The organism is Streptomyces sp. NPDC048442, assembly GCF_040651475.1.
GTDB lineage: Bacteria > Actinomycetota > Actinomycetes > Streptomycetales > Streptomycetaceae > Streptomyces.
In genome coordinates, this window is record NZ_JBEZKB010000002.1 from 154,125 (window position 1) to 174,813 (window position 20,689).

22 protein-coding genes are annotated in these 20,689 nt (G+C 71.7%); 15 read left to right on the forward strand and 7 right to left on the reverse strand.

The genetic code is table 11. The annotated features are described in order from the left end of the window. Positions 1-322: 322 nt before the first annotated feature. From AB0D18_RS04470 to AB0D18_RS04480, 3 genes are all read left to right on the forward strand, one after another. The gene (locus AB0D18_RS04470) at positions 323-1,156 is read left to right on the forward strand and encodes a PIG-L family deacetylase (protein WP_362412620.1); all 834 of its coding nucleotides are present in this window, start codon (positions 323-325) and stop codon (positions 1,154-1,156) included. Between the two features lie 238 nt (positions 1,157-1,394). Next, entirely contained in the window at positions 1,395-2,705 is a 1,311-nt protein-coding gene (locus AB0D18_RS04475) for an MFS transporter (protein ID WP_362412623.1), read from the forward strand. 37 nt (positions 2,706-2,742) lie between these two features. Continuing rightward, on the forward strand, positions 2,743-3,636 hold the full coding sequence (locus AB0D18_RS04480; RefSeq protein ID WP_362412626.1) for a LysR family transcriptional regulator: 894 nt from the start codon (positions 2,743-2,745) through the stop codon (positions 3,634-3,636). Here AB0D18_RS04480 and AB0D18_RS04485 read toward each other — a convergent pair. Continuing rightward, a complete protein-coding gene (locus AB0D18_RS04485; protein WP_362412629.1) occupies positions 3,633-4,115 on the reverse strand; it encodes a hypothetical protein in 483 nt (160 codons plus the stop codon). The two genes, AB0D18_RS04480 and AB0D18_RS04485, sit on opposite strands and share 4 nt — an antisense overlap. 91 nt (positions 4,116-4,206) lie before the next feature. Between AB0D18_RS04485 and AB0D18_RS04490 the strand changes: the two genes are divergently transcribed. The 5 genes from AB0D18_RS04490 to AB0D18_RS04510 all read left to right on the forward strand — a co-directional run bounded on the left by AB0D18_RS04490 (position 4,207) and on the right by AB0D18_RS04510 (position 7,410). Then, the gene (locus AB0D18_RS04490) at positions 4,207-4,599 is read left to right on the forward strand and encodes a helix-turn-helix transcriptional regulator (RefSeq protein ID WP_362412632.1); all 393 of its coding nucleotides are present in this window, start codon (positions 4,207-4,209) and stop codon (positions 4,597-4,599) included. Beyond that, positions 4,596-5,291 carry a permease prefix domain 1-containing protein gene (locus tag AB0D18_RS04495; RefSeq protein WP_362412635.1) on the forward strand — a complete coding sequence of 232 codons (696 nt, stop codon included), beginning with the start codon at positions 4,596-4,598 and terminating at the stop codon, positions 5,289-5,291. Before AB0D18_RS04490 ends, AB0D18_RS04495 begins: the two co-directional genes overlap by 4 nt. 27 nt (positions 5,292-5,318) lie before the next feature. Further along, positions 5,319-5,765: a cytidine deaminase gene (locus AB0D18_RS04500; protein ID WP_362412638.1), complete on the forward strand. Its 447-nt coding sequence runs from the start codon at positions 5,319-5,321 to the stop codon at positions 5,763-5,765. Then, positions 5,762-6,622: a sulfurtransferase gene (locus tag AB0D18_RS04505; RefSeq protein WP_362412641.1), complete on the forward strand. Its 861-nt coding sequence runs from the start codon at positions 5,762-5,764 to the stop codon at positions 6,620-6,622. The genes AB0D18_RS04500 and AB0D18_RS04505 overlap by 4 nt, the downstream gene beginning before the upstream one ends. Before the next feature lie 350 nt (positions 6,623-6,972). Further along, the gene (locus tag AB0D18_RS04510; protein ID WP_362412644.1) at positions 6,973-7,410 is read left to right on the forward strand and encodes a hypothetical protein; all 438 of its coding nucleotides are present in this window, start codon (positions 6,973-6,975) and stop codon (positions 7,408-7,410) included. A 41-nt stretch (positions 7,411-7,451) separates the two neighbouring features. On the opposite strand, the gene AB0D18_RS04515 is transcribed toward AB0D18_RS04510, so the two are convergent. Together AB0D18_RS04515 and AB0D18_RS04520 are read right to left on the reverse strand one after the other, a co-directional pair. Then, positions 7,452-8,972 (reverse strand): alpha/beta hydrolase, encoded by a 1,521-nt coding sequence (locus tag AB0D18_RS04515; RefSeq protein ID WP_362412647.1) that lies wholly within the window; start codon positions 8,970-8,972, stop codon positions 7,452-7,454. Between the two features lie 312 nt (positions 8,973-9,284). Further along, positions 9,285-10,325: a PRC and DUF2382 domain-containing protein gene (locus tag AB0D18_RS04520; protein ID WP_362412650.1), complete on the reverse strand. Its 1,041-nt coding sequence runs from the start codon at positions 10,323-10,325 to the stop codon at positions 9,285-9,287. Positions 10,326-10,663: 338 nt separating this feature from the next. Here AB0D18_RS04520 and AB0D18_RS04525 point away from each other — a divergent pair, with 338 nt between their 5' ends. After that, the gene (locus AB0D18_RS04525) at positions 10,664-13,030 is read left to right on the forward strand and encodes a LuxR C-terminal-related transcriptional regulator (RefSeq protein WP_362412653.1); all 2,367 of its coding nucleotides are present in this window, start codon (positions 10,664-10,666) and stop codon (positions 13,028-13,030) included. 57 nt (positions 13,031-13,087) lie between these two features. On the opposite strand, the gene AB0D18_RS04530 is transcribed toward AB0D18_RS04525, so the two are convergent. Continuing rightward, positions 13,088-13,258 (reverse strand): hypothetical protein, encoded by a 171-nt coding sequence (locus AB0D18_RS04530; protein WP_362412656.1) that lies wholly within the window; start codon positions 13,256-13,258, stop codon positions 13,088-13,090. Between the two features lie 215 nt (positions 13,259-13,473). Between AB0D18_RS04530 and AB0D18_RS04535 the strand changes: the two genes are divergently transcribed. Further along, positions 13,474-13,917, forward strand: a complete 444-nt coding sequence (locus tag AB0D18_RS04535) for an ATP-binding protein (protein WP_362412659.1) — start codon at positions 13,474-13,476, stop codon at positions 13,915-13,917. Positions 13,918-13,999: 82 nt separating this feature from the next. Continuing rightward, a complete protein-coding gene (locus AB0D18_RS04540; RefSeq protein WP_362412662.1) occupies positions 14,000-14,257 on the forward strand; it encodes a Rho termination factor N-terminal domain-containing protein in 258 nt (85 codons plus the stop codon). A gap of 699 nt (positions 14,258-14,956) precedes the next feature. Here AB0D18_RS04540 and AB0D18_RS04545 read toward each other — a convergent pair. Then, positions 14,957-15,313, reverse strand: a complete 357-nt coding sequence (locus AB0D18_RS04545; protein ID WP_362412665.1) for a hypothetical protein — start codon at positions 15,311-15,313, stop codon at positions 14,957-14,959. A 259-nt stretch (positions 15,314-15,572) separates the two neighbouring features. Between AB0D18_RS04545 and AB0D18_RS04550 the strand changes: the two genes are divergently transcribed. The 4 genes from AB0D18_RS04550 (at position 15,573) to AB0D18_RS04565 (ending at position 18,993) form a co-directional block, all read left to right on the forward strand. Further along, positions 15,573-16,070, forward strand: coding sequence for a TrkA C-terminal domain-containing protein (locus AB0D18_RS04550; RefSeq protein ID WP_362412668.1), 498 nt, complete (start codon positions 15,573-15,575; stop codon positions 16,068-16,070). Positions 16,071-16,084: 14 nt separating this feature from the next. Further along, positions 16,085-17,341, forward strand: a complete 1,257-nt coding sequence (locus AB0D18_RS04555) for a cation:proton antiporter (protein ID WP_362412671.1) — start codon at positions 16,085-16,087, stop codon at positions 17,339-17,341. Between the two features lie 236 nt (positions 17,342-17,577). Continuing rightward, positions 17,578-18,357 (forward strand): hypothetical protein, encoded by a 780-nt coding sequence (locus AB0D18_RS04560; RefSeq protein ID WP_362412674.1) that lies wholly within the window; start codon positions 17,578-17,580, stop codon positions 18,355-18,357. Between the two features lie 180 nt (positions 18,358-18,537). Continuing rightward, positions 18,538-18,993 carry a TerB family tellurite resistance protein gene (locus AB0D18_RS04565; RefSeq protein ID WP_362412677.1) on the forward strand — a complete coding sequence of 152 codons (456 nt, stop codon included), beginning with the start codon at positions 18,538-18,540 and terminating at the stop codon, positions 18,991-18,993. Positions 18,994-19,137: 144 nt separating this feature from the next. Here AB0D18_RS04565 and AB0D18_RS04570 read toward each other — a convergent pair whose 3' ends face one another. Together AB0D18_RS04570 and AB0D18_RS04575 are read right to left on the reverse strand one after the other, a co-directional pair. Next, complete coding sequence (locus tag AB0D18_RS04570) at positions 19,138-19,740, reverse strand: CatB-related O-acetyltransferase (RefSeq protein ID WP_362413413.1); 603 nt, start codon at positions 19,738-19,740, stop codon at positions 19,138-19,140. A gap of 376 nt (positions 19,741-20,116) precedes the next feature. Then, positions 20,117-20,650 carry a GNAT family N-acetyltransferase gene (locus AB0D18_RS04575; RefSeq protein WP_362412680.1) on the reverse strand — a complete coding sequence of 178 codons (534 nt, stop codon included), beginning with the start codon at positions 20,648-20,650 and terminating at the stop codon, positions 20,117-20,119. Positions 20,651-20,689: the final 39 nt, after the last annotated feature.

A 20,689-nucleotide genomic window follows, 5' to 3' on the forward strand; every position in this document is an offset into this window, starting at 1 on the left:
CGCCCTTTCTCTGAGTACGGTCCTTCTTCACGCTACGCCGATGGCGCGAGGCCTCAACCCGAGATCCGTGGCCCCCACGGCTGCGAGGCCGCCGGGGGGCCGCCGGGGAAGCTGCGCTCACCAAGGGGCCGCGGCGGGAACAGTCCGCCCGGTCGGCGCGGTTGCACCGACCGAGGGGCCGGCTCCGTACCGGCGGGGGACACGGGGACACGGGGGCCACAAGGCCGTCCGTCCGCCCCCACCAGGAGCCGGGCTGCCCGGGGTCGCGGTACGCACGCCGTGCACTCGTTCCGAGACGTATTTTCTGCAGGAGGACTGTTTCATGACCGACCGGCCCTTGACGCTCATGGCAGTACACGCCCACCCCGACGACGAGGCCACCGGAACCGGAGGGGTCCTCGCGCGGTACGCGGCGGAAGGCATCCGCACGGTACTCGTGACCTGTACCGACGGCGGTTGCGGGGACGGACCGGGAGGCATCAAACCGGGCGATCCCGGTCACGACCCGGCGGCCGTCGCCCTGCTGCGCCGTCAGGAACTCCAAGCGAGCTGTGACGTCCTGAAGATCAGCGACCTGGAGATGCTGGACTACGCCGACTCCGGGATGACGGGCTGGCCGAGCAACGACGCCCCCGGATCCTTCTGGCAGACCCCCGTGGAGAAGGGCGCCGCCCGGCTCGCGGAACTGATGCAGCACTACCGCCCCGATGTGGTCGTCACCTACGACGAGAACGGCTTCTACGGCCACCCCGACCACATCCAGGCCCACCGCATCACGATGGCGGCGCTGGAGATGACCGAGCTGACACCGAAGGTGTACTGGACGACGATGCCCCGCTCGGCGATGCAGCGGTTCGGGGAGACCATGCGCGAGTTCCAGGAGGACATGCCGGAGCCGGACCCCGCCGAGACCGCCGCGCTGGCCGAGATCGGCCTCCCCGACGACGAGATCAGCACGTGGGTGGACACCACCGCATTCAGCGGCCAGAAGTTCGACGCACTGGCCGCGCACGCCAGTCAGGGCGAGAACATCTTCTTCCTCAGGATGGGCAAGGAGAGGTTCGGCGAGTTGATGGGCATGGAGACCTTCGTACGGGTCAAGGACACCACCGGCACCCCCGTACCCGAGAACGACCTCTTCGCCGGACTGCGCTGATCCGCCGGTCGGTGTGACCGGCCTCTCAAGGGGCTCGCGCACCGCGATGTCCTGCGGGCATACAGAGAACGCATGAGAGATGCAGCGGATCGCCTTGTGGGCAGGTGGTCCGCTGTATGTAATTCCTGCGATTACAGGTTGCGTGCGCCCAAGGCGCACTCCAGTCGCAGGGTGAGGAAATGTACGTGAGCCGTCCGGCAGAACAGGCCACCGCTGAACCGGACTTGGGGCGCGCCGCATGAGCGCCGCACAGGGCGGCTGCGCACAGAGCTTCTCCGCACAGAGGGACTCCGTACAGAGCCGCGCCCCACACACAACAGCCGCTCCGGCGCCGAAGGGCGGCCGCGGCAAGTTCATCCCCCTCCTCGCCCTGGGCTCGTTCGCGCTGGGTGTGGACGCCTACGTGATGGCGGGGCTGCTGCCCCTCGTCTCGGCCGGTCTGCGCGTCTCGGCGTCGTCGGCCGGCCAGATGGTCACCGTCTTCACCCTCTGTTACGCACTGGGCGGGCCCGTCTTCGCCACCCTCCTGGCCAAGCGGTCGTCGAAGGTGGTGCTCGGCGTCGCACTGCTGGTCTTCACGGTCGGCAACGCACTGACCGCCCTCGCCCCCTCGCTCGCGGTCCTCCTGCTCTCCCGCGCGGTCGCAGGCATCGGTGCGGGCGTGTACTTCCCCATAGCCGCCGCCACGGCAGCCGGTCTCGCCGCGCCGGAACGCCGAGGCCGTGCTCTCGCCGCCGTCATGGGCGGAATGAGCGTCGGCACCGTCATCGGCGTCCCGGCCGGCCTGCTCCTCGCCGAGCACATCGGGTGGCGCGGCACGATGTGGCTGATCACCGGCCTCGGCCTGGTCGCTCTGATCGGCATCATGCGGCTGCCGAAGCTCGACGTGAGCCCGCCGCCCCCGCTGCGCCAACGGGTGCGCGCACTCGCCGGCGGCCGGGTCGCCGGCATCGTCACCGTCTCGCTGCTCGGCGGCGTCGCCAGCCTCGGTCTGTACACCTACCTCGCCGAGTTCCTCGCCGACGCCGCCCACACCGATCAGACGGTCTGGGCCATGTGGGCCTGGGGTGCCGGAGGCATCTTCGGCAGCCTCGTCATCGGCCCCGTCGTGGACCGGACCAAGCGGCCCTTCACCGCGGTCACCTGCATCCTGGTCCTCATCGTGGCCGCCCAGTTCGCCCTGCCCGCCGCCGCTCACGCCTCCGCGCTCTGGGCGGTCGTCCCGCTCGTGGTCTGGGGCGCGGCCGGCTGGGCCGTACAAGTGCCTCAGCAGCACCAGCTCATCGCGGCCCAGCCGCAGCAGGCGACGATCGCCGTCTCGCTCAACAGTTCCGCGGTCTATCTCGGCAGCGCCATCGGGTCCGCACTCGGCGGCGTCGTACTGGGCTTCGGCACCGCCCCGGGCTCGCTCCCGTACTACACGGGCGCGCTCACCGTGCTCGCCCTCGTCCTGCACCTGACCGTGGTGCGAGGCGCCGTACGGGGCGGGGCGAAGGCCACAAAGGCGGCCACGGACAGGGCTCAAGAGAAAGCGGCTCCAACTCCCTGAGCTGGGGAAACACTCACAGCTGGCTAGCATTGCCCGCATGGATATCGGGCTGCGCCACCTGCGGTACTTCCTCACCCTGGCCGAGGAACAGCACTTCACCTGGGCCGCCGACCGCCTCGGTATTTCCCAGCCCACCCTCAGCCGCCACATCCAGCGGCTGGAGGGGGTGCTGGGCCGGGACCTGGTGGACCGCAGCACCCGTCACCCCCGCCTCACCGCGGAGGGACACCGCCTGCGGGCGGACCTCCAGGACCTGCTGCCCCAGTTGGAAACGGCGCTCCGGCCCACCGAGCCGCAGCAGTCGCTGCGGCTCGGTTATGCCTGGGGCTTCCCTCTCCGGCGTGGCCGCCGGGCGCAGGCCACGCTGGAGGAGCGGCACCTCGTCCTCGTACAGATCATGCGCCGGGACGAGCGCACAGCCGGACTGCGCGAGGGCTCCGTCGACGCGGCCCTGCTCTGGGGGACCGTCCGCGATCCTCGGCTGGTCACCACCGAAATCCTGCGGGAGCCGCGGGTCGCAGCGGTCTCCCGCCACTCCACCCTGGCCGTGCGCGAGCAGGTCGGCTGGCGCGACCTCGGGCGCCGCTGTCTCGTCGTCAACACCGTCAGCGGCTCGCTCACCCCGCAGGACTGGCCGGCCGACGCCGCCCCCGAAATCGCCGCGGAAACCTCCAACATCGAGGAGTACCTGCATGCCGTCGCCGCCCGGCGCGGTGTCGGCGTGCTCCCGGTCTCGGTGGCCGCACAGCACCCGGATCCGGACATCCTCTATCTGCCGCTGACGGGCGCCCCGCCCGCCGTCCTCACCTACGCCTACCCCCGCACCAATCCCCACCCGTACGCGGCGACCTTCGGCCATGCCCTGCGGGAGGACCGGGCCGCCGAGCGGTCCGCCTTCGTACAGGACCCGAGGGCCACGGCGGGGACTTAGGCCCCCGTGGTGGAGCCCGGACGGACGATCATCAGGACGACGACCGTGGCCCAGAGCAGGTTGAAGATACCGGTGGTCATGGCGAGCCTCGTGGCGGTGGCGCGACGGGTCGTCACGTCCGTGCCCGACCCCGCGTCCGGCTCTTCGAGAAGCTCCTCCTGACCCGGAAGCACCAGTGCCAGCAGCACTCCCGCGGCCACCCCCGTCAGCACGATCGACGCCATCAGCCACGCGTCGCCCAGCACCCCCATCACCGCCCCGGTCGCGATGCCGAGCACCGGCACCGCGATGCCGACGGACGTATAGGCCCGGCAGATCTTGTGCAGGAAGGCGGCAATGCGGAGGTCGTGGTCGTGCGGCGGCCCGCTCTCCAGGGCAGGGGGTTTGGCGTAGCGCGGGAACATCGACGCCGCGACCGTGATCGGACCGATCGCCACGATCGCGACCAGCACATGGAGGGTCAGAAGCACTTTGGTCATGGAAGGGGCGGCCCTTCAGGAGTTTGCTGGCAATAGGTTGGCAGGCAATAGGTAAGCACAGAAGGCAGGGGCTTGTGTAGGCTGCCTACGCATGAGGCAGGATGCGGTACGTGGACACCTGGACGGCCTGCTGCTCGCGGTCGTCGAACCAGGCCCGTTGCACGGGTACGCGATCATCACCGCCGTGCAGGAGCGCAGCGGCGGCGCGCTCGAACTGCGGACCGGGACCATCTATCCGGCGCTGAACCGGCTGGAGCGGCTCGGGCTGCTGCGCAGCAACTGGGAGGGCGACGGGCAGCGCAAGCGGCGTTGTTACGAACTGACCGACGCCGGACAGCGGTTCCTCGCCGACGAGCGCACGGCCTGGCAGGACTTCACGGCAGCGATCGGGTCGGTACTCAACCCCGCCTCGCTCAACCCCGCCTCGCTCAACCCCGCCTCGCTCCACCCCGCCTCCCCCACACAGCAGGGGCCGGCCACATGAGCGTGCCGGCCGGCCGGCGCGGGGACCCCGTCGAGGAGTACGTCGCCGGGCTCGACGCCGCGCTCCGCGGTCCCGTACGTGCCAAGGCCCGCCTGCTCGCGGAGATGCGGGACGGGCTCGGGGACACGGTGACGGCGCTCGTCCACGACGGGGTTCCCTACGATCGTGCCGTGGACCGGGCGGTGCAGGAGTTCGGGGAGGTCCACGAGCTCGCCGAGAGCTGTCAGCGTGAACTGACCGTCGCCCAGGCCCGGCACACCGCCCGCGTCGTGGCCCTCACCGCCCCCTTCCTGGTCGCCTGCTGGTACTTGGTGAGCAGGGCCGAGCATGCGCAGGACGGAGTTCTGCCGCGCGCCGCACAATTCGTCGCTGTTCAGCTCGCCTCGGTCGCGGGGGGTGCGGTGCTGCTCGCAGGGGTGGCGCTGGCGGCCACCGGCGCGTTCGCCCGGTGGTTGCCCGACCTTCGGCGGCTGCCGGTTGCCGTGGCCTGGACGGGGACCACCGCGAGCGCGGCGATGGCCGTTGCCACGCTGACGCTCGCCACCGCGTCGGTACTCGCCGAGGAGTGGGTACTGACCGCCGTGGCCTGCGCTCTCGCCGCCGCGTCGCACGCCGTTGTCGCGGGTTCGGCCAGGGCCTGCCGGGCGTGCGCGCTGAAGCAGCAGCCCGCGCGGAGAAACCGCAGGCCGTAGCCCTGGGCGCTCCGTAGCATGCCGCGCATGGGAACTTCGATGCGTGAACCGACCGCAGATGAGACGGAGCTCGTGGCGTACGCGCGCGAGATCGTCGACACCCACGGGGACGGCGACGCCGGTATCCACACCATGGGCGCCGCCGTACGCGATGCCGACGGACGGATGCACGGCGGAATCAACATCTTCCACTTCACCGGCGGCCCCTGCGCCGAGCTGGTCGCGCTGGGGAACGCGCGGGCTTCGGGCGCCCGGGAGCTGACGACGATCGTCGCCGTGGGGGACGGCGGGCGCGGCCCGGTGGGGCCGTGTGGGCGGGACCGGCAGGTGCTGCTCGACTTCCATCCCGGGATCCGCGTGATCCTGCCGACCGTGAAAGGCCTGCGGAGCGTACGGATCGAGGAGTTGATGCCGCACGCGACCCGGTGGACGCCGGAGGACGGCGCGGGCCTCGTACGGGAAGAAGAGGGATGAGTGACGTGGTGGGGAATGCGTGGCCCGGGGCGCTGGTCGGGGTGGAATGGCTGACGGGGCAAGCAGGGGACGAGGGGCTGGTGGTGCTGGACGCGTCCGTGGGGGCGCACCGGCGCAAGGGGCCCTGGATTCCGGGGGCCCGGATCTTCGACATCGACGGGGAGATGTCGGACCACGGGGACGGCCTCCCGCCGCACACCATGCCTGCGACGGACCAATTGGCCGCACGCGTAAGGGCGTTGGGGATCGGTGGCGACGACCGGGTCGTCGTGTACGACGCGGTCGGGATCTACTCCAGTGCCCGCGCCTGGTGGATGCTGCGCGCCCTGGGCTTCGAGCAGGTTGCCGTACTGGACGGGGGCCTGCCGGGGTGGCTGGCGGCGGGACTGCCGGTCGAGGACGAGCCGACGGGCCAAGCCCCGTACAGGGAGGGCGAGTTCGTCGTACGGGAGAGGCGCGGGGCGTTCATCGGGCGGGCTGAGGTGCTGGCGGCACTGGAGGACGGGCGGAGTGCGGTGCTCGACGCACGCAGCCGGGGGCGTTTCGCCGGTACGGAGCCGGAGCCCCGGGCCGGGCTGCGTGGAGGGCACATGCCCGGGGCGGTGAACCTGCCGTTCGGGGAGTTGCAGGACGGGCAGGGGCGGCTGCGGCCTGCGGCGGAACTGCGGGAGGTGTTCGGCGAACTCGCGGGTGAGGAGCGGCCGTTGGTGGTCAGTTGCGGGTCCGGGGTGACCGCGTGCGTACTGGCGTTGGGGGCCGAGCTGGCCGGGCGTACGGACGTTTCCGTGTACGACGGGTCGTGGAGCGAGTGGGGCCTGAAGGGGGCGGGGACGCCGGTGGTGGCCGGGGAGGTGTGAGGGGGAGTCGGAGTCACGCGGGGAGGGCGGGGCTGCTGATGCCCGGTGTGCGTCCGGTGCCCCTGGGACGTCCGGTGCCCCCGGGGCGTCCCGTGCCCCCGGGACGTCCCGTGCCCCTGGGGCGTCCCGTGCCCCTGGGGCGTCCGGCGTGTCAAGCGCGCATCAAGTACTGGCCAGGACTTGCTGGCATTCGTCAGTGATACGTCAACTCCCTTCGACCCGGCGGATCCCCCCGCATAGCCTCCCCCGCATGGGAGCCGAGGGAGGACCGGCGTACGGCCCGGGGGGGCGGCCGTGCGTACGACACCGAGTGGGCCGATGACGTACGGCATGCGGTGCGGTGTGCCGGGATGTTGCTGGTGATGCTGTTGGCGATCGATGTGAGCGCGGAGTCGGCGAGTTGGCCGCGCGTGGCGCTGTGGGCGGCTCTGGCCGGGCTGCTGCTGGTGATCCTTGTGCCGGTACGGGTCAGTGCCGGAGCGGGGTGGCTCGCCACGCGCGGGGTGCTCGGCGTGCACGTCGTACGGACGGACCGGCTGGTGTCGGTGCGGTGGGCGGACGGGGTCGCGCAGCGGATGGTGCTGCGGGACGCCGACGGGGGGCGGGTCGAGCTCGACCCCAAGGTGCTGGTCGCCAATCCGGCGCTGTGGCGGCTGCTCGACGCCGACGCGCGCGCCTGCGTCGCGCACGGCACGCTGCTGTGCGGGACGACGGCGCTGCGGCAGCTCGGGGACCGGATCGACCGGGAGACGGCGCGCACCGTGTTCCGGGTCTCGGGGTTGGAGTAGCCGGCGCGCGCTTGGCTGCTCCAACCCCCTTTTGAACGGCCCTACTTGGTGCAGTACGTGTCCTTCGCGGGCCGCTTGCCGGTGGTCAGGAACGTGGTCACCAGGTCGTCGCCGCACGCGTTGCCGTTCTTCAGGTAGGCGCCGTGGCCGCCCGGGTCCTCGACCGTGATCATCCGGGCCCGGTCGCCGAGCGCCGCGCGCATCTTGAGGGCGCCGAAGTACGGGGTGGCGGGGTCGCGGCGGTTCTGGACCAGCAGGACGTTCGAGGGGCCTTCGGAGGTGATCCGGGTGGGCCTCTCGGCCGGGGCCCACTTCCAGAACGAACAGGGCGTGATGTTGGCGGGCAGGCCTGCCGTGAGGGGGAAGCGGGCCCGGTTCTCGGCGACGTTCCTGCGGTACGCGTCGACCGTGCCGGGGCCGGCAGGCCAGCGCACGTCGTTGCAGATCACGGCCATCGTGATGGCCGCGTCCTCGTCCGGCAGCGGCCCGGCCACCTCGGGCGCCAACACCGGCTTGTCCTCGGGGTCCGCCTTGAGTGCCTGCTGGATCGTCGTGGCGAGCGGCTCGAACTTGTTGTTGTTGAGGGTGTTGTGGAGGGACTGGCGCAGCCGGTTGCCGGTGAGGGGGACGCCGGGCGTGGTCGACTCCATCGGGGAGTGGTCCAGGCGGGCGGCCAGCTTGAGGAACAGGTCCCTTACCTGGTACGGGTGTTGGGCGAGCCGCAGCTTGTCCTGCTTGTCCCGTGCCGGGTCGGCGGCCCACTTCGCGAAGTCGGGGAAGCGGTCTTCGACAGCCTGTGACGTATTCGCCATCCAGCCCTGTGCGACCCGGGCCGGGTCGGGGTCACCGATGCTGTCCAGCACCCAGCGGTCGGTGCGGTGCGGGAACTTCTGCGCGTACACCGCGCCGACGTACGCCCCGTACGAGACGCTCCAGGTGGAGATCTTCCGCTCGCCGAGCGCAATCCGGAGCAGGTCCATGTCCCGTGCCTGATTGGCGGAGGTGAAGCTGCGGAGGGCGGCGCCGCCGTTGCGGGCGCAGAGGTCGGCGGTGCGGCGGGAACGTTCGATGTTCTCGTCGATCCGGCCGTCCGGGCCCGGCCAGGACCGCAGGGTCACCATATGGCGGTCGGCGGGCGGAAGTTGGCAGCTCGCCCTGGTGCTGCCGCCGACCCCGCGCGGGTCGAGGGCGACGAGATCGTACGCACCCTTCAGGCGGGGCAGCAGCGACTTGCTCTTCGGCGCGAGCTGCTGAACGCCGGAGCCGCCGGGGCCGCCCGGGAGGACCATGAGCACCCCCCGGCGCGCGTCGGGCCGGTCGCTTCGGATGCGGGAGACCGCGAGGGAGAGCTGGGGGCCGGTGGGGTCCCGGTAGTCGAGGGGGACGGGGAGGGTGGCGCACTCCTGGGCGGCGGGGCCGTCGGGTTGGGCGCAGGGGGTCCAGGTGAGGGGAGCCGGGGTGGTGGTCGCGGCTGCCGTGCTGCCGGCGGACATGGAGAGGGTGGTGGCGACGGCGGCGGTGGAGAGGGCGATGAGCAGGCTTCTGGATCGGTAACTGGGCATGTCCTGAAGCTAGTTGGGCGCGGCGGGGGGCTCTATCGGGCAGGCTGGTGAGTGTGGGGTGGGGGTAGCTGCAGGGGGCGGGCGTCGTCGTGCGGGTGCATTGTGGCTGGACGGTGGGCATCGTGCGGGTGCGTCGTGGCTGATCGCGCAGTTCCCCGCGCCCCTAAAAGCCTGCCCCTCAGCCCGCTAGCCCCCTAGCCTCCTTGGGCAGCGGGGCCGCCCCCGGGGGCGGGACGGGTGGGCAAGGGGGCGGCCCCTACGCGGAGCACGCCCCCTCACGACCGCACGCGGGGTGCGCCCCCGCCCCAACCTCTACCGCTTGCCGCGACCCGTGCCCCTCTCCGGGTCCCAGTTCTCCCTGCTGCCCGCGTGCTTGCCGCGCAGCCCCTCGTCGTACTCGATCTCCTCCTTGCGGACCTGGCCGGAGACCTCCTGCTGTTCGGTCACCTTGTACACCTCCAGGCGGACCCTCTCCACCGGGACGGTCTCCTTGCGCATCACCGCGCGCTCCTCGTGGAGGACGACCTCCACCCGGCCCTCGCCGATGTTGGCCGCCGTGCGGCCCGACCGGCGTTCGTCGTCGGTGATCGGTACGCGGGTGACCCGTACCTCCTCGTGGCTGACTTCGACCGCCTTCGTGACGTCCTCCGTCACCACGCGCTTGCGCAGCTGGGCACGGCCGCTCTCGCGCTCCTCCATTGCCACGCTCAACCGCTCCTCGGAGAGGAGGATCTCTTCGGTCTGGCCCTTGACGCCGGTCGTGCCCGGGGAAGTACGGCCGGTTATGTCGGTGTCCGCGCCACGCGTCGGCGCGCCCGCACCCGCCAGGGTCCTGGAGGTGCCCATTCCGGCTCCGGCCGGGGGCGTGGTCGTGGCCTTCGTGCGGTTCGCCGCGGCAGCCGCACCGCCCGCCATGCCCGTGCCGACAGCGGCCGTCGTACCGGCAACTCCGGCCGTACGGTGGCCCGTTGCCGTCATCCGGTCCGTTTCGCGGGTCGTTCCCGTGATGCCGTTGGCGCGCGTCCTGTCACCAGGGCCCGTCAGGCCGTAGTGCTGGTAGAGGGTGCCCTCCTCCGCACGGTCCAGGTGGCCGTCGACGTCGATGCGCGGCGCGTCCTTGATGAGGTCCTTGCTGTGCGGGACCCGCAGGCCGCCGTCGGTGCGGGTGGCGCCCGCCAGCGGGACGAACGTCTCCTTCGTGCCGAACAGTCCGGTCCGCACCGTGACCCACTCCGGTTCCCCGGTGCTGTCGTCTCGGTAGACCTTCTGCACGGCCCCGACCTTGTTGCCCTCGGCGTCGACCACGTTCGCGCCGGACAGGTCCTCGGGGGTGTAGCCGTTGGGAGCGGTCATGGGATTCTCGTCTCCTTTCGCGCAGCGCCGATGCGGCACCAATGCAGCACCGATCCAGTGCGATGCCCTGCGCATACGTCCAGTGCGCGCGCACACCGCGCCGCTCGCGACCGCAGTGATCGCCCCACGGAAGTCCCCGTACCCGCCGGGAACCCGCCCTTTCCGCCGTAGCAGGCCCTTCGGGGCCCCTCGGGCGGGTTCCTCCGGATGTACTCCGTTCGAGTGAACCGGCCGGATCGTGCGCTCTTGCCCTCCACCGTCACCACCTGTCACCGCGCGGTCCCGGCTCCGGCCTTGCCGCTGACAGTGGCGTCCTGACCGGCCACACTGGTACGCACATGGAGAACCGTGTGGGGGGCGACATGGCACTCGGCTACACCCGGCGCACCGGCACGCTGCCCGTCGAAGTGACGAGCTTCGTCGGCCGCGTCTCGGAGCTCGACCAGGTCCGCGGGCTGCTGCGCCGGTCCCGGCTCGTCACCCTGTTGGGGCCGGGCGGCGTCGGCAAGAGCCGTCTCGCGCTGCGTACCGCGCTCTCCCTGAAGGGGGAGTACGACGACGGGGTGGTGCTCGTCGAGCTGTCCGCGCTGCACGATCCGGAGCTGCTGCCGGGCGCCGTGGCGAGCACGCTGGGGCTGCCGGAGCAGTCGGGGCGGGTGATGCTCGACGTGGTCGTCGAGCACCTGGAGGACCGGCGGGTACTACTCGTCCTGGACACCTGTGAACACCTGCTCGACGCGTGCGCCCTGCTCTCCGATCTGCTGCTGCGCGAGGCGCCGGGCGTCACCGTCCTGGCGACCAGCCGCCAGCCGCTCGACGTACCGGGTGAACACACCCTGCCCGTACCGCCGTTGGGCAACGAGGACGCGGTCGCGCTGTTCGCCCAGCGGGCCGACGCCGTCGTCCCCGGCTTCGTGGTCGACGCGCGCAACCGGGGAGACGTGCTCGCCCTCTGCAAGCGTCTCGACGGCATCCCGCTGGCCATCGAGCTCGCCACCGTACGGCTGCGGGCGCTCCCCCTGGAGCAGCTCGCCGCCCGCCTGGAGCACCGCTTCCAGGTGCTGACCGGCGGCCGGCGCAGCGCGGCGCTCCCCCGCCACCAGACGCTCCGCACCGCCATCGACTGGAGCCACGACCTGTGCTCGCCGCAGGAGCGGCTGCTGTGGGCGCGGCTCTCGGTGTTCGCGGGCCCCTTCGACCTGACGGCCGTCGAGGAGGTGTGCGCGGACGACGAGGACGGACTGCGGAAGAAGGAAGCCGGCGGGCTCGCCCGGGACGAGATCCTGGAGCACCTGGTGGGGCTCGTCGACAAGTCCGTGGTGCTGCGCGACGGCGACGAGGGCGCGCGCTACCGGCTGCTCGACACGATCCGCGAGTACGGCGGCGACAGGTGTACGCCGACGGAGCGCGAGCAGTGCCGCAGGCGCCACCGGGACCATTACCTGGGCCGGGCCTCGTACTTCTTCGAGATGCTACTGACGGCCGAACAGGTGCCGCTGTACTGGCAGTTGCACCGCGACCTGGCCGATCTGCGCAGCGCCCTGGAGTACTCGCTGTCCCGGCCGGACGGGGTGCGTCCGGCCCTGGTCATGGCGGCCCGGCTGTGGCCCTTCTGGTCGACGGCCGGGCTGCTCAAGGAGGGCACGTACTGGCTGGAGAAGGGGCTCGCCCTGGACAGCGGGGTGTCCAGGGAGCGTTCGCAGGCACTGCTCTGGGGCAGTCTGCTCGCCGTCATGCAGGGCGACATGGGCCCGGCGCACGCGGGCTTCGAGGAGACCGTCAAGGTCGCCGGGGAGTGCGGCTCCGAGCTCGACCGCGTACTGGCCCTCGGCTATCTCGGCGGCATCGCCTGGCTGATGGGCGACGAGGAGAACGCCCGCCGCACCCTCGCCGATGTGCTGGCCGCCCACCACCGGATGGACGACCCGTTCGGCCTGGTCGTGCACCACTACCAGAGCAGTTACGTCCAGTCGCTGGTACGCCGCTCCGACGACGCGACCGCACACGCCGAGGAGGCACTGCGGCGGATCGCGCTGGCGCCGGGCGGCGGGGCAGGCGAATGCATGATCACCGGCCAGCTCCTCGGCATCAAGGGCCTGGCCGCCTGGACGCGCGGCGACAGCGGGGAGAGCGTGCGGCTCGCCCGTGAATCACTGCGTGCGGGACGGGAGTTGCGGGACGCGTACGCCACGACGAACTCGCTGGAACTGCTGGCCTGGGGCTCGTCCGAGACCGGCGGCAGCAGGCTGGCGGCCTGGCTGCTCGGCACCTGCGGCGAGCTGTGGCGCAAGATCGGCTCACCGATGTTCGGGGTGGCGATCTACACGGACGACCACTCCCGGGTCGAGGCGGCCCTGCGGGCGGAGCTGGGCGAGTCGGAGTACCGGCTGCTCTTTGAGCAGGGGGCACAGATCCCGATCGACCAGGCCGTGGAACTGGCGCTGGCCGGCGCCCCCCGCCCGGTCTCGGCGGCCGACCGGGTGCCGTCCTTCGACCACCTCACCCGCCGCGAACGGGAGGTCGCCACGCTGATCTCGGCGGGCCTGACCAACCGGGAGATCTCCGAGCACCTGGTCATCTCCAAGCGGACGGCCGACGCCCACGTCGAGCACATCCTGGCCAAGCTGGGCTTCTCGTCACGGACCCAGATCGCGGCGCTGGCCCCGAAGGACGGTGCGGGCGGGGGCACGCCGGACCGGCGGTAGCGGGCACTCCGGGCAGCGGGACCCGTACGAGGCCGAGGAGCCGTCCGCCACCCGGTTTCAGTCCTTCGAGGACGACGACGGCCGGCGGCAGCGGGCGGCGGCGCTCAGCAGCGCGAGGGCGAGGACCAGGCCGAGGACGACCCGGGCGGCAAGGGGCAGGTCGGGGCCTGCGGCGGCGAGAGCGGCGGCATGGCTGTCGGCGAGGCTCTCGCCGTGCACGAGATTCATGGTCTCCCTCTGCCCCGGGCCTGCGCGGACGAACGCGTTGTCCCTCCGAGTCCCTCCGACGGGCAGCCGACCCACGCCGCATTGACACCAGGCCCAATCTCCAGGACTGAAAACGCAACGCTGGGGAAGGCGCGTCAGCAGAGCACCGGACATCACGGGGGACGTCAGGTGTACGACAGAGACGGGTGGTGCGGACGGTGCATACGGTGCGTACGGTGCGGGAAGCAGCCGCGGCCATGACGGTGACCATTCCTTTCAGCGCCAGTGCGACGTACGACGGCGCACCCGGCACGATCGGTGAGGCACGGGATTTTGCCGCCGATTTCCTGGAGCGGGCACAGGCCCTGTACGGAATCCCGGTGACGCCGCGAATGTCCGGCACGCTGAAGCTCGTGGTCAGCGAGCTCGTCACCAACGCGGCGAAGTACGCGCCGGGCCCCTGCCTCCTCGACCTGTCGGTAGACCGGGACGGCCCAGACCGGGGCAGCCTCCAGGTCACCGTCTGGGACACCGACGACAGCCTCCCGCAGCCCGGCGCCCCCGACCCGGAACGGATCGGCGGCCACGGCCTGGAGCTGGTGCTCGCACTCTGCAGCAAGTACGACATCCAGCGCCTGGCGGGCGGCAAGCGGCTGCGGGTCCACCTGCCGCTGGACTGAGGCCCCCCGTCCCGACAGGCATGACCGGGACGGGTCGGGTAGTCGTAGAAGAACCACTCCCTCAACCGGAGGTGTTTCTTCCGTGCCGAACCCGCAGATCAAGGACGAGAAGACCTACCAGGCGCTGCGCCGCGAAGGCGCGGGCAAGGAAAAGGCCGCCCGCATCGCGAACAGCGCGGCCGCCACGTCCCGCAGCACTGTCGGGAAGCGTGGCGGAAAGTCCGGAAAGTACGAGGACCGCTCTAAGGAGGACCTCTACACGGAAGCCAAGAAGATCGGCATCGAGGGCCGCTCCCGCATGACAAAGGCAGAACTCATCAAGGCCCTACGAAGCCGCTGACCCGCCGCCCCACCGAGACCCAAGGCCGACCCACCGGACCGCCCACACGCGTACGACGGGGCGATACGGGACGGGGCCGCGCGCTGCGGCCCGGGGGCCGCGAGCCGCCGAGCCGGACGCCGCAGGCCGGGGCCGGGCGCCGCAAGCCGGGCACCGCGAGCTGCGGGCCGGACACCGCGAGCTGCGGGCCGGACACCGCAGGCCGCGGGCCGGACGACGCCGGGCCGGGCACCGCGGGCCGGACGCCGTACGCCGCAAGCCGCCGGACCGGACACCGCAGGCCGGGGGCCGGACGCCGCGGGCCGCAAGCTGCGGGCCGGGCGCTGCGAGCCGCCGAGCCGGGCACCGCAAGCCGCAGGCCGGGCGCCGGGCGCCGCCGGGCCGGGCGGGCCGAGGACCGGGCACCGCGAGCCGCCGGGCCGGACGCCGCAGGCCCTGCGCCGGACGCCACAGGCCAGGCGCCGCAAGCCGGACGCCGCAAGCCGCCGGGCCGGACACCGCAAGCCGGGGGGGCCGGGCACCGCAAGCCAGACGCCGCAAGCCGGGCGCCGCGCGCCGCCGGGCCGGACGCCGCAGGCCAGGCGCCGCAAGCCGGGCACCGGACGCCGCGAGTCGGGCGCCCGCGAGCCGGGCGCCGGGCGCCGCGAGCCGGGGTGGCTGTCGTCCGCGTCCTCGCCGAGCTACCGCGCCCTCGCCCAGCTACCGCCCGCTCACCCGCAGCCGTACCTCCTGTTCCTGGTCGCCCGATGCCGATCCCTCGTCGGAGATCCCGAAGGCCGCGCCGAGTACCTCCCGCACGCGGGTCACCTCGTGCGGCACGCCCTGGACGGTGACCGTCGCGGGGCCCGACAGCGGTGTCGGCGCGGGCAGCTTGCCGTTCCCGTCCGAGCCGTCCGCCTCGAAGACCGACGTCCACACCGTCGGCCCCGCCCCGGGCACCTCCCGCGGTACGTCGTCCGGCCCCCGGTCCGTATCACCGAACCCGGCGGCCAGGACCTCGAAGACGGCTCGGGCGTCCTGCGCCGGGCAGTCGGTGACAGTAACGGTTACCTGCATGATTCCTCGTTCCTGGTGGTCGGTCGGGTCCACCTCGTGGAGCCGGTTCACGCCCTGCGGATCGCTTCTCCGGGCAGCCGATGCCGAAACACGCGAACCGTCATACCTGCACCTACCTGCACGGTTCGTATCACCGTATACCTGCGCAAACCACCCCACCTCTGCGCGGAGTAGGGTAATGGAAAGTTAAAGTTGATCAGAATTGCCCGTTGAACCGCGCCCTTTTTGCCCGCGTATTCGAGCTTCCATGGAGGCCCTCATGGGAACCCGCCGCTCCACCCTCCCCGGCATAGGCACCCAGTACGACTTCACCACCGAAGGCGGGCGGCACCTCTCCGTCGTCGTGCACAACGACGGACGCCGGTTCATCGGCTTCTACGACCGGGACGACCCGGACGCGTGCCAGCAGGCGATTCCGCTCTCCCAGGACGAGGCCACCGCGCTCGCGCACCTCCTCGACGCCGCCCCGATCGACGCGGTACGCACCGACGGCATCGACCTCGTCACCGAGCACATCCCGGTGACGTCCAGGTCCCCGTACGGCGGCAAGCTGCTCGGCGACACCAAGGCCCGCTCCCGTACCGGCGCCTCGATCGTGGCCGTACTGCGCAGGACCAGCGCGCACCCGTCCCCCGAGCCCGGCTTCCGGCTCGCCATCGGGGACACCCTGGTGGCGGTCGGCACCCGCGAGGGCGTGGACGCACTCGCCGACATCATCGCGGGGACCGCCTCCGGCGCCACCGCCGACGAGGACTGAGGGCGTAGAGAACCGTGCACGACACCACCGCCCTCCTCATCGAACTCGGCGCCGTCATCCTCGCGCTGGGGATCATCGGGCGCCTGGCGGGCCGTATAGGCCTGTCCCCCATCCCCCTCTACCTTCTCGCCGGACTCGCCTTCGGCCACGGCGGGCTGATACCCCTCGACGCGAGCGAGGACTTCACCGCCGTCGGCGCCGAGATCGGCGTCATCCTGCTGCTGCTCCTGCTCGGCCTGGAGTACAGCGCGAGTGAGCTGGTCAGCAGCCTGAAGACGCAATACCCATCGGGAATCGTCGACTTCCTCCTCAACGCGGTGCCCGGCGCGGTCGCCGCCCTCGTCCTGGGCTGGGGCGCGGTCGGCGCGGTCGCCCTCGCGGGCGTCACCTGGATCTCGTCGTCCGGCGTCATCGCCAAGGTCATGACAGACCTGGGGCGCCTCGGCAACCGCGAAACCCCTGTCATCCTCGGCGTCCTCGTCATGGAGGACCTCGCGATGGCGGTCTACCTGCCGCTGTTGACCGCCATGCTGGCGGGCGTCGGACTGGCGGGCGGCAGCGTCACCCTCCTCATCTCGCTCGGCACGGTCGGCCTCGTCCTGTACGCGGCGCTGCGGCACGGCCGCCTGATCAGCCGGGCGGTCTCGTCCGACAACCCGGAGATGCTGCTCCTGGTGGTGCTCGGCCTCACCGTCCTGGTCGCGGGCCTCGCCCAGCAGCTCCAGGTGTCGGCGGCGGTCGGCGCGTTCCTGGTCGGTATCGCACTGTCGGGCGAGGTCGCGGAGGGCGCGCACAAGCTGCTCGCCCCGCTCCGGGACCTCTTCGCCGCCGTCTTCTTCGTCTTCTTCGGCCTGTCGACGGACCCGGCGGACATCCCGCCCGTACTCCTCCCTGCGCTCCTCCTCGCGGTCGTCACCACGCTCACCAAGATCGGCACGGGCTGGTACGCGGCCCGGCGCGCGGGCATCGGCAGGCGCGGACGGCTGCGGGCGGGCGGCACGCTGGTCGCGCGCGGCGAGTTCTCGATCGTGATCGCGGGCCTGGCGGTGGCCACCGAACCCAGGATCGGACCGATCGCGACCGCGTACGTACTGATCCTGGTCATCATCGGCCCACTGGCCGCCCGCTGGACGGAACCCCTGGTCACGCGGGCGCAGGGCCGCCGCAAGCCGCCGGTCGCGGGGCCGCCGACGCTGGAGGACATGATCGCGGCGGAATCGGCGGAATCGGCGAAGTCGGCGGGACAGGCGCAGCAGACGTCGCGGTCCTGACGTACGCGGCCGTCGCCTCCCGGCCCCGCATCCCTCGATCAGACGCATTCGCGTAACCGCTCGTACAACCGAAAATTCCTTAGAACTCCAAGGTCACAGAGCTGCTCGCCACCCGGTGGGCAGCTCTGTCCACTTGCGCTCCGTAGTCGAAATATTGCGATAAGTGATCAGCCTTCGGACGGTGGAGGTGAGCACTCCGCTCCCTTCGCACCTCCGAAAGGACCCTCTTCATGCGCATGTCCCGGAAAGCCGGCCTCCTCGTCTCGACCGCAGTGTGCGGCGCCCTCGCCCTGGGCACCGCGGGCCCGGCATTCTCGGCCGTCAACAACCTGTCGGTGGCCACGGAGGCCGCCGCACCCGAACCCGTACCCGCCGCACCCGTGCCCGGCGCGGAGGCGCTCCTCGCACAGGCGAAGACGCTGGGCGACGCCGGCGGCGTCCTCAAGCCGGTCACCGACCTGGTGAACGCCGTGCTCAAGGCGAAGGACGGCAAGCTGCCCCCCGCCGAAGCGACCAAGCTCGGCGCGGCGGTCAAGGAAGCGCTGGACAAGCTCGCCAAGGCCGCTCCCGCGCCCAAGGCCCATGCCGCACCCGACCTGAAGGCACAGGCGGCCAAGGACCTCCAGGCCAAGGTCACCGCGCTCCTGGCAGCGGTCGCGAAGGGTGACCTGAAGGCGGTCGCCGCCGGGGTCAAGGAGGTCCTCACCGGCACCGTGAACGTCCTGGTCGCCATCGTGCTCGGCGGCGGCCTTCCGGCCCCGGACCTCAAGGGCCTGCCGAAGCTCCCGACGCTGCCGGGCGTACCGGCGCTGCCTGCTGCGCCCGCGCTGCCTGCCGCACCGGCCGTGCCCGGCGTGGCCGCGGCGCCGGCACTGCCTGCCGCGCCCGCGGTACCGGCCGCGCCGGCGGTACCGGCCGCACCGGCTGCCGTACCTGCCGCACCTGCCGTACCTGCGGCACCTGCGCTGCCCGCAGCACCTGCGGTGCCGGCCGCGCCTGCCGTGCCGGCCCTCTAGGACCGACCGGCTCGGCAACGCAGCAGCGACAACAACGACGAGGGCCCACGCGGACGACCGCGCGGGCCTTCGCCGTTCCGGCTCTTAGGGCGCCTTTAGCTCACTCCCTGTTAGGTTCTACAAGTCTGTAGATTTTACAGCTACACCCCTGATGTACGCCCCTGACGACGGAGACACTTCATGGCCCTGTGGGACCGCCTCAAGGAAACCGCCTCGACGATGCAGACCCAGCTGGAGTCGAAGAAGAACGAGCTGAAGAGCGGCTCGTTCCGCGACGCGAGCATGGCCATGTGCGCGCTGGTGGCGGCGGCCGACGGCACCATCGACCCCTCCGAGCGCCAGCGCGTGGCGAATCTGATCGCCACCAACGACGTCCTGAAGAACTTCCCCGCCGACGACCTCCAGCGCCGCTTCAACGACTACGTCGGCAAGCTGACGGCGGACTTCGCGTTCGGCAAGGTGAGCATCCTGCAGGAGATCGCCAAGGCGAAGAAGAAGCCGGCGGAGGCGCGTGCGGTCGTCCAGATCGGCATCGTGATCGGCGGCGCGGACGGCGACTTCGACAAGACGGAGCAGGCGGTCGTCCGAGAGGCGTGCTTCGCACTGGACCTGCCGCCGCACGAGTTCGACCTGTAACCGCTCCCTCATCTTCGACCTGTAACCGCTTCCCTCATCCTTCGCGGTACGTACACGGAGGCCGGGCCCCTTCCCAGGGACCCGGCCTCCTCCTGCTGTGCGGCCTCAGCCTCCTGCTGTGCCTCAGCCTCCTGCTGTACGGCCTCAGCGCGGAGCAACCGCCTCCAGTTCGTCCACGCTCCCGGCCATGATCACCCGCACGTGCTCGGTCAGGTGCTCGACGGGCCAGTCCCACCAGGCGAGCGCCAGCAGCCGCTCGATGTCCTCGTCGCCGAACCGCTTGCGGATCAGCCGGGCAGGATTCCCGCCGACGATCGCGTAGTCCGGCACGTCGGAGGTGACGACGGCCCCGGTGGCGATGATCGCGCCATTCCCGATCCGTACGCCGGGCATGACGGTGACCCCGTTCCCGATCCAGACGTCGTGGCCGACGACGGTGTCACCGCTCACCGGAAGGTCCATCAGCAGGTCGACGTGCGGCGCCCAGGCCCCGCCGAGCGACGGGAACGGGAAGGTGGACGGGCCGTCCATCCGGTGGTTGGCACCGTTCATGATGAACCGCACGCCGGTGGCCAGCGCACAGAACTTCCCGATCCGAAGCCGCTCGGGCCCGTAGTGATAGAGCACGTTCCGCGTCTCGAAGCCGGTCGCGTCGTCCGGGTCGTCGTAGTACGAGTAGTCCCCGACCTCGATGAGCGGCGAGGTCACCAACGGCTTGAGCAGCACGACACGCGGCTGACCGGCCATGGGGTGGAGCGTGCCGGGGTCGGTGGGCGGGAGTGCGCCGGTGGGGCCGGCAGGGGTGGGGGAGTCGATCACGGGGTGGCTCCTTGCTCAAAGGTCGTACGGGTGGATCGGTGAATCGGCGAATCGGTACTGCGGGGTCGAGTCGGATCGGCTCGTGCCCGGGGCCGGACTCAGGGCCGGACTCAGGGCCCGAGGCAGCGCCGGACTCGGCACCGGCATCCCCTACACCTCCGGACGTGGGCTGATGTCCCGGGCCTCGCCCGGCGCACGGCCGCGCCGCGCGTCCTCAAACGCCGGACGGACTGAAGACGCCTGCCTTGAGGGGGCACCGCCCCGACAGCCGCGCTCGGCACCGCACCAACCCCCGGCGCAGTCCTCATTCGGCGGCTCCCCCTTCAACTCCCGGCGCGGCATAACAATGCACGCCGACGAGCTCCCCCGCACCCCAGTTCTGCTCGCCCGAACCGATCCTTCGCCACCCGATCCGCTCGTAGAACGCGACAGCGCCCGTGTCAGCGGCCACCACATCCAGCACGGGCCATACCCCCAACTCCCGTGCTGCACCAGCCACTTCGCGCGTCAGCGCGCGCCCTGCGCCGGTCCCCCGCCCCTCCGGCGAAACGAACAGCCGCCCCACCACCGCGACCTCCCCCTCGCCGTCCCAGAGCCCGGGGGCGACATCGCCCTCCCCCGCCCGCGCCAGTACGGCGTGCCCCACCACGCGACCGTCCGCCGCCGACCGGGCCACCCAGGCCCCGAGCTCCCCCTCCACCACCAGCCAACCCGCCGCGTCCACCGGCCAGTTGCGCGGGTACCCGCTCGCCTCGTGCACCGCACGCAACACCCGTACGCACGCACCGAGATCGGCATCCGTCCGACCCCGCACCACCACATCAGTCACATCAGCCACGTCAGCGCTCATCCAGCCCATGGAATCACCCGCACCGCA

Bases quoted from the DNA above. Each gene is read 5' to 3' on its own strand.
- AB0D18_RS04470 (WP_362412620.1), top strand. From the start codon at position 323: ATGACCGACCGGCCCTTGACGCTCATGGCAGTACACGCCCACCCCGAC.
- AB0D18_RS04475 (WP_362412623.1), top strand. From the start codon at position 1,395: ATGAGCGCCGCACAGGGCGGCTGCGCACAGAGCTTCTCCGCACAGAGG.
- AB0D18_RS04480 (WP_362412626.1), top strand. From the start codon at position 2,743: ATGGATATCGGGCTGCGCCACCTGCGGTACTTCCTCACCCTGGCCGAG.
- AB0D18_RS04485 (WP_362412629.1), bottom strand. From the start codon at position 4,115: ATGACCAAAGTGCTTCTGACCCTCCATGTGCTGGTCGCGATCGTGGCG.
- AB0D18_RS04490 (WP_362412632.1), top strand. From the start codon at position 4,207: ATGAGGCAGGATGCGGTACGTGGACACCTGGACGGCCTGCTGCTCGCG.
- AB0D18_RS04495 (WP_362412635.1), top strand. From the start codon at position 4,596: ATGAGCGTGCCGGCCGGCCGGCGCGGGGACCCCGTCGAGGAGTACGTC.
- AB0D18_RS04500 (WP_362412638.1), top strand. From the start codon at position 5,319: ATGGGAACTTCGATGCGTGAACCGACCGCAGATGAGACGGAGCTCGTG.
- AB0D18_RS04505 (WP_362412641.1), top strand. From the start codon at position 5,762: ATGAGTGACGTGGTGGGGAATGCGTGGCCCGGGGCGCTGGTCGGGGTG.
- AB0D18_RS04510 (WP_362412644.1), top strand. From the start codon at position 6,973: ATGTTGCTGGTGATGCTGTTGGCGATCGATGTGAGCGCGGAGTCGGCG.
- AB0D18_RS04515 (WP_362412647.1), bottom strand. From the start codon at position 8,972: ATGCCCAGTTACCGATCCAGAAGCCTGCTCATCGCCCTCTCCACCGCC.
- AB0D18_RS04520 (WP_362412650.1), bottom strand. From the start codon at position 10,325: ATGACCGCTCCCAACGGCTACACCCCCGAGGACCTGTCCGGCGCGAAC.
- AB0D18_RS04525 (WP_362412653.1), top strand. From the start codon at position 10,664: ATGGAGAACCGTGTGGGGGGCGACATGGCACTCGGCTACACCCGGCGC.
- AB0D18_RS04530 (WP_362412656.1), bottom strand. From the start codon at position 13,258: ATGAATCTCGTGCACGGCGAGAGCCTCGCCGACAGCCATGCCGCCGCT.
- AB0D18_RS04545 (WP_362412665.1), bottom strand. From the start codon at position 15,313: ATGCAGGTAACCGTTACTGTCACCGACTGCCCGGCGCAGGACGCCCGA.
- AB0D18_RS04550 (WP_362412668.1), top strand. From the start codon at position 15,573: ATGGGAACCCGCCGCTCCACCCTCCCCGGCATAGGCACCCAGTACGAC.
- AB0D18_RS04560 (WP_362412674.1), top strand. From the start codon at position 17,578: ATGTCCCGGAAAGCCGGCCTCCTCGTCTCGACCGCAGTGTGCGGCGCC.
- AB0D18_RS04565 (WP_362412677.1), top strand. From the start codon at position 18,538: ATGGCCCTGTGGGACCGCCTCAAGGAAACCGCCTCGACGATGCAGACC.
- AB0D18_RS04570 (WP_362413413.1), bottom strand. From the start codon at position 19,740: ATGGCCGGTCAGCCGCGTGTCGTGCTGCTCAAGCCGTTGGTGACCTCG.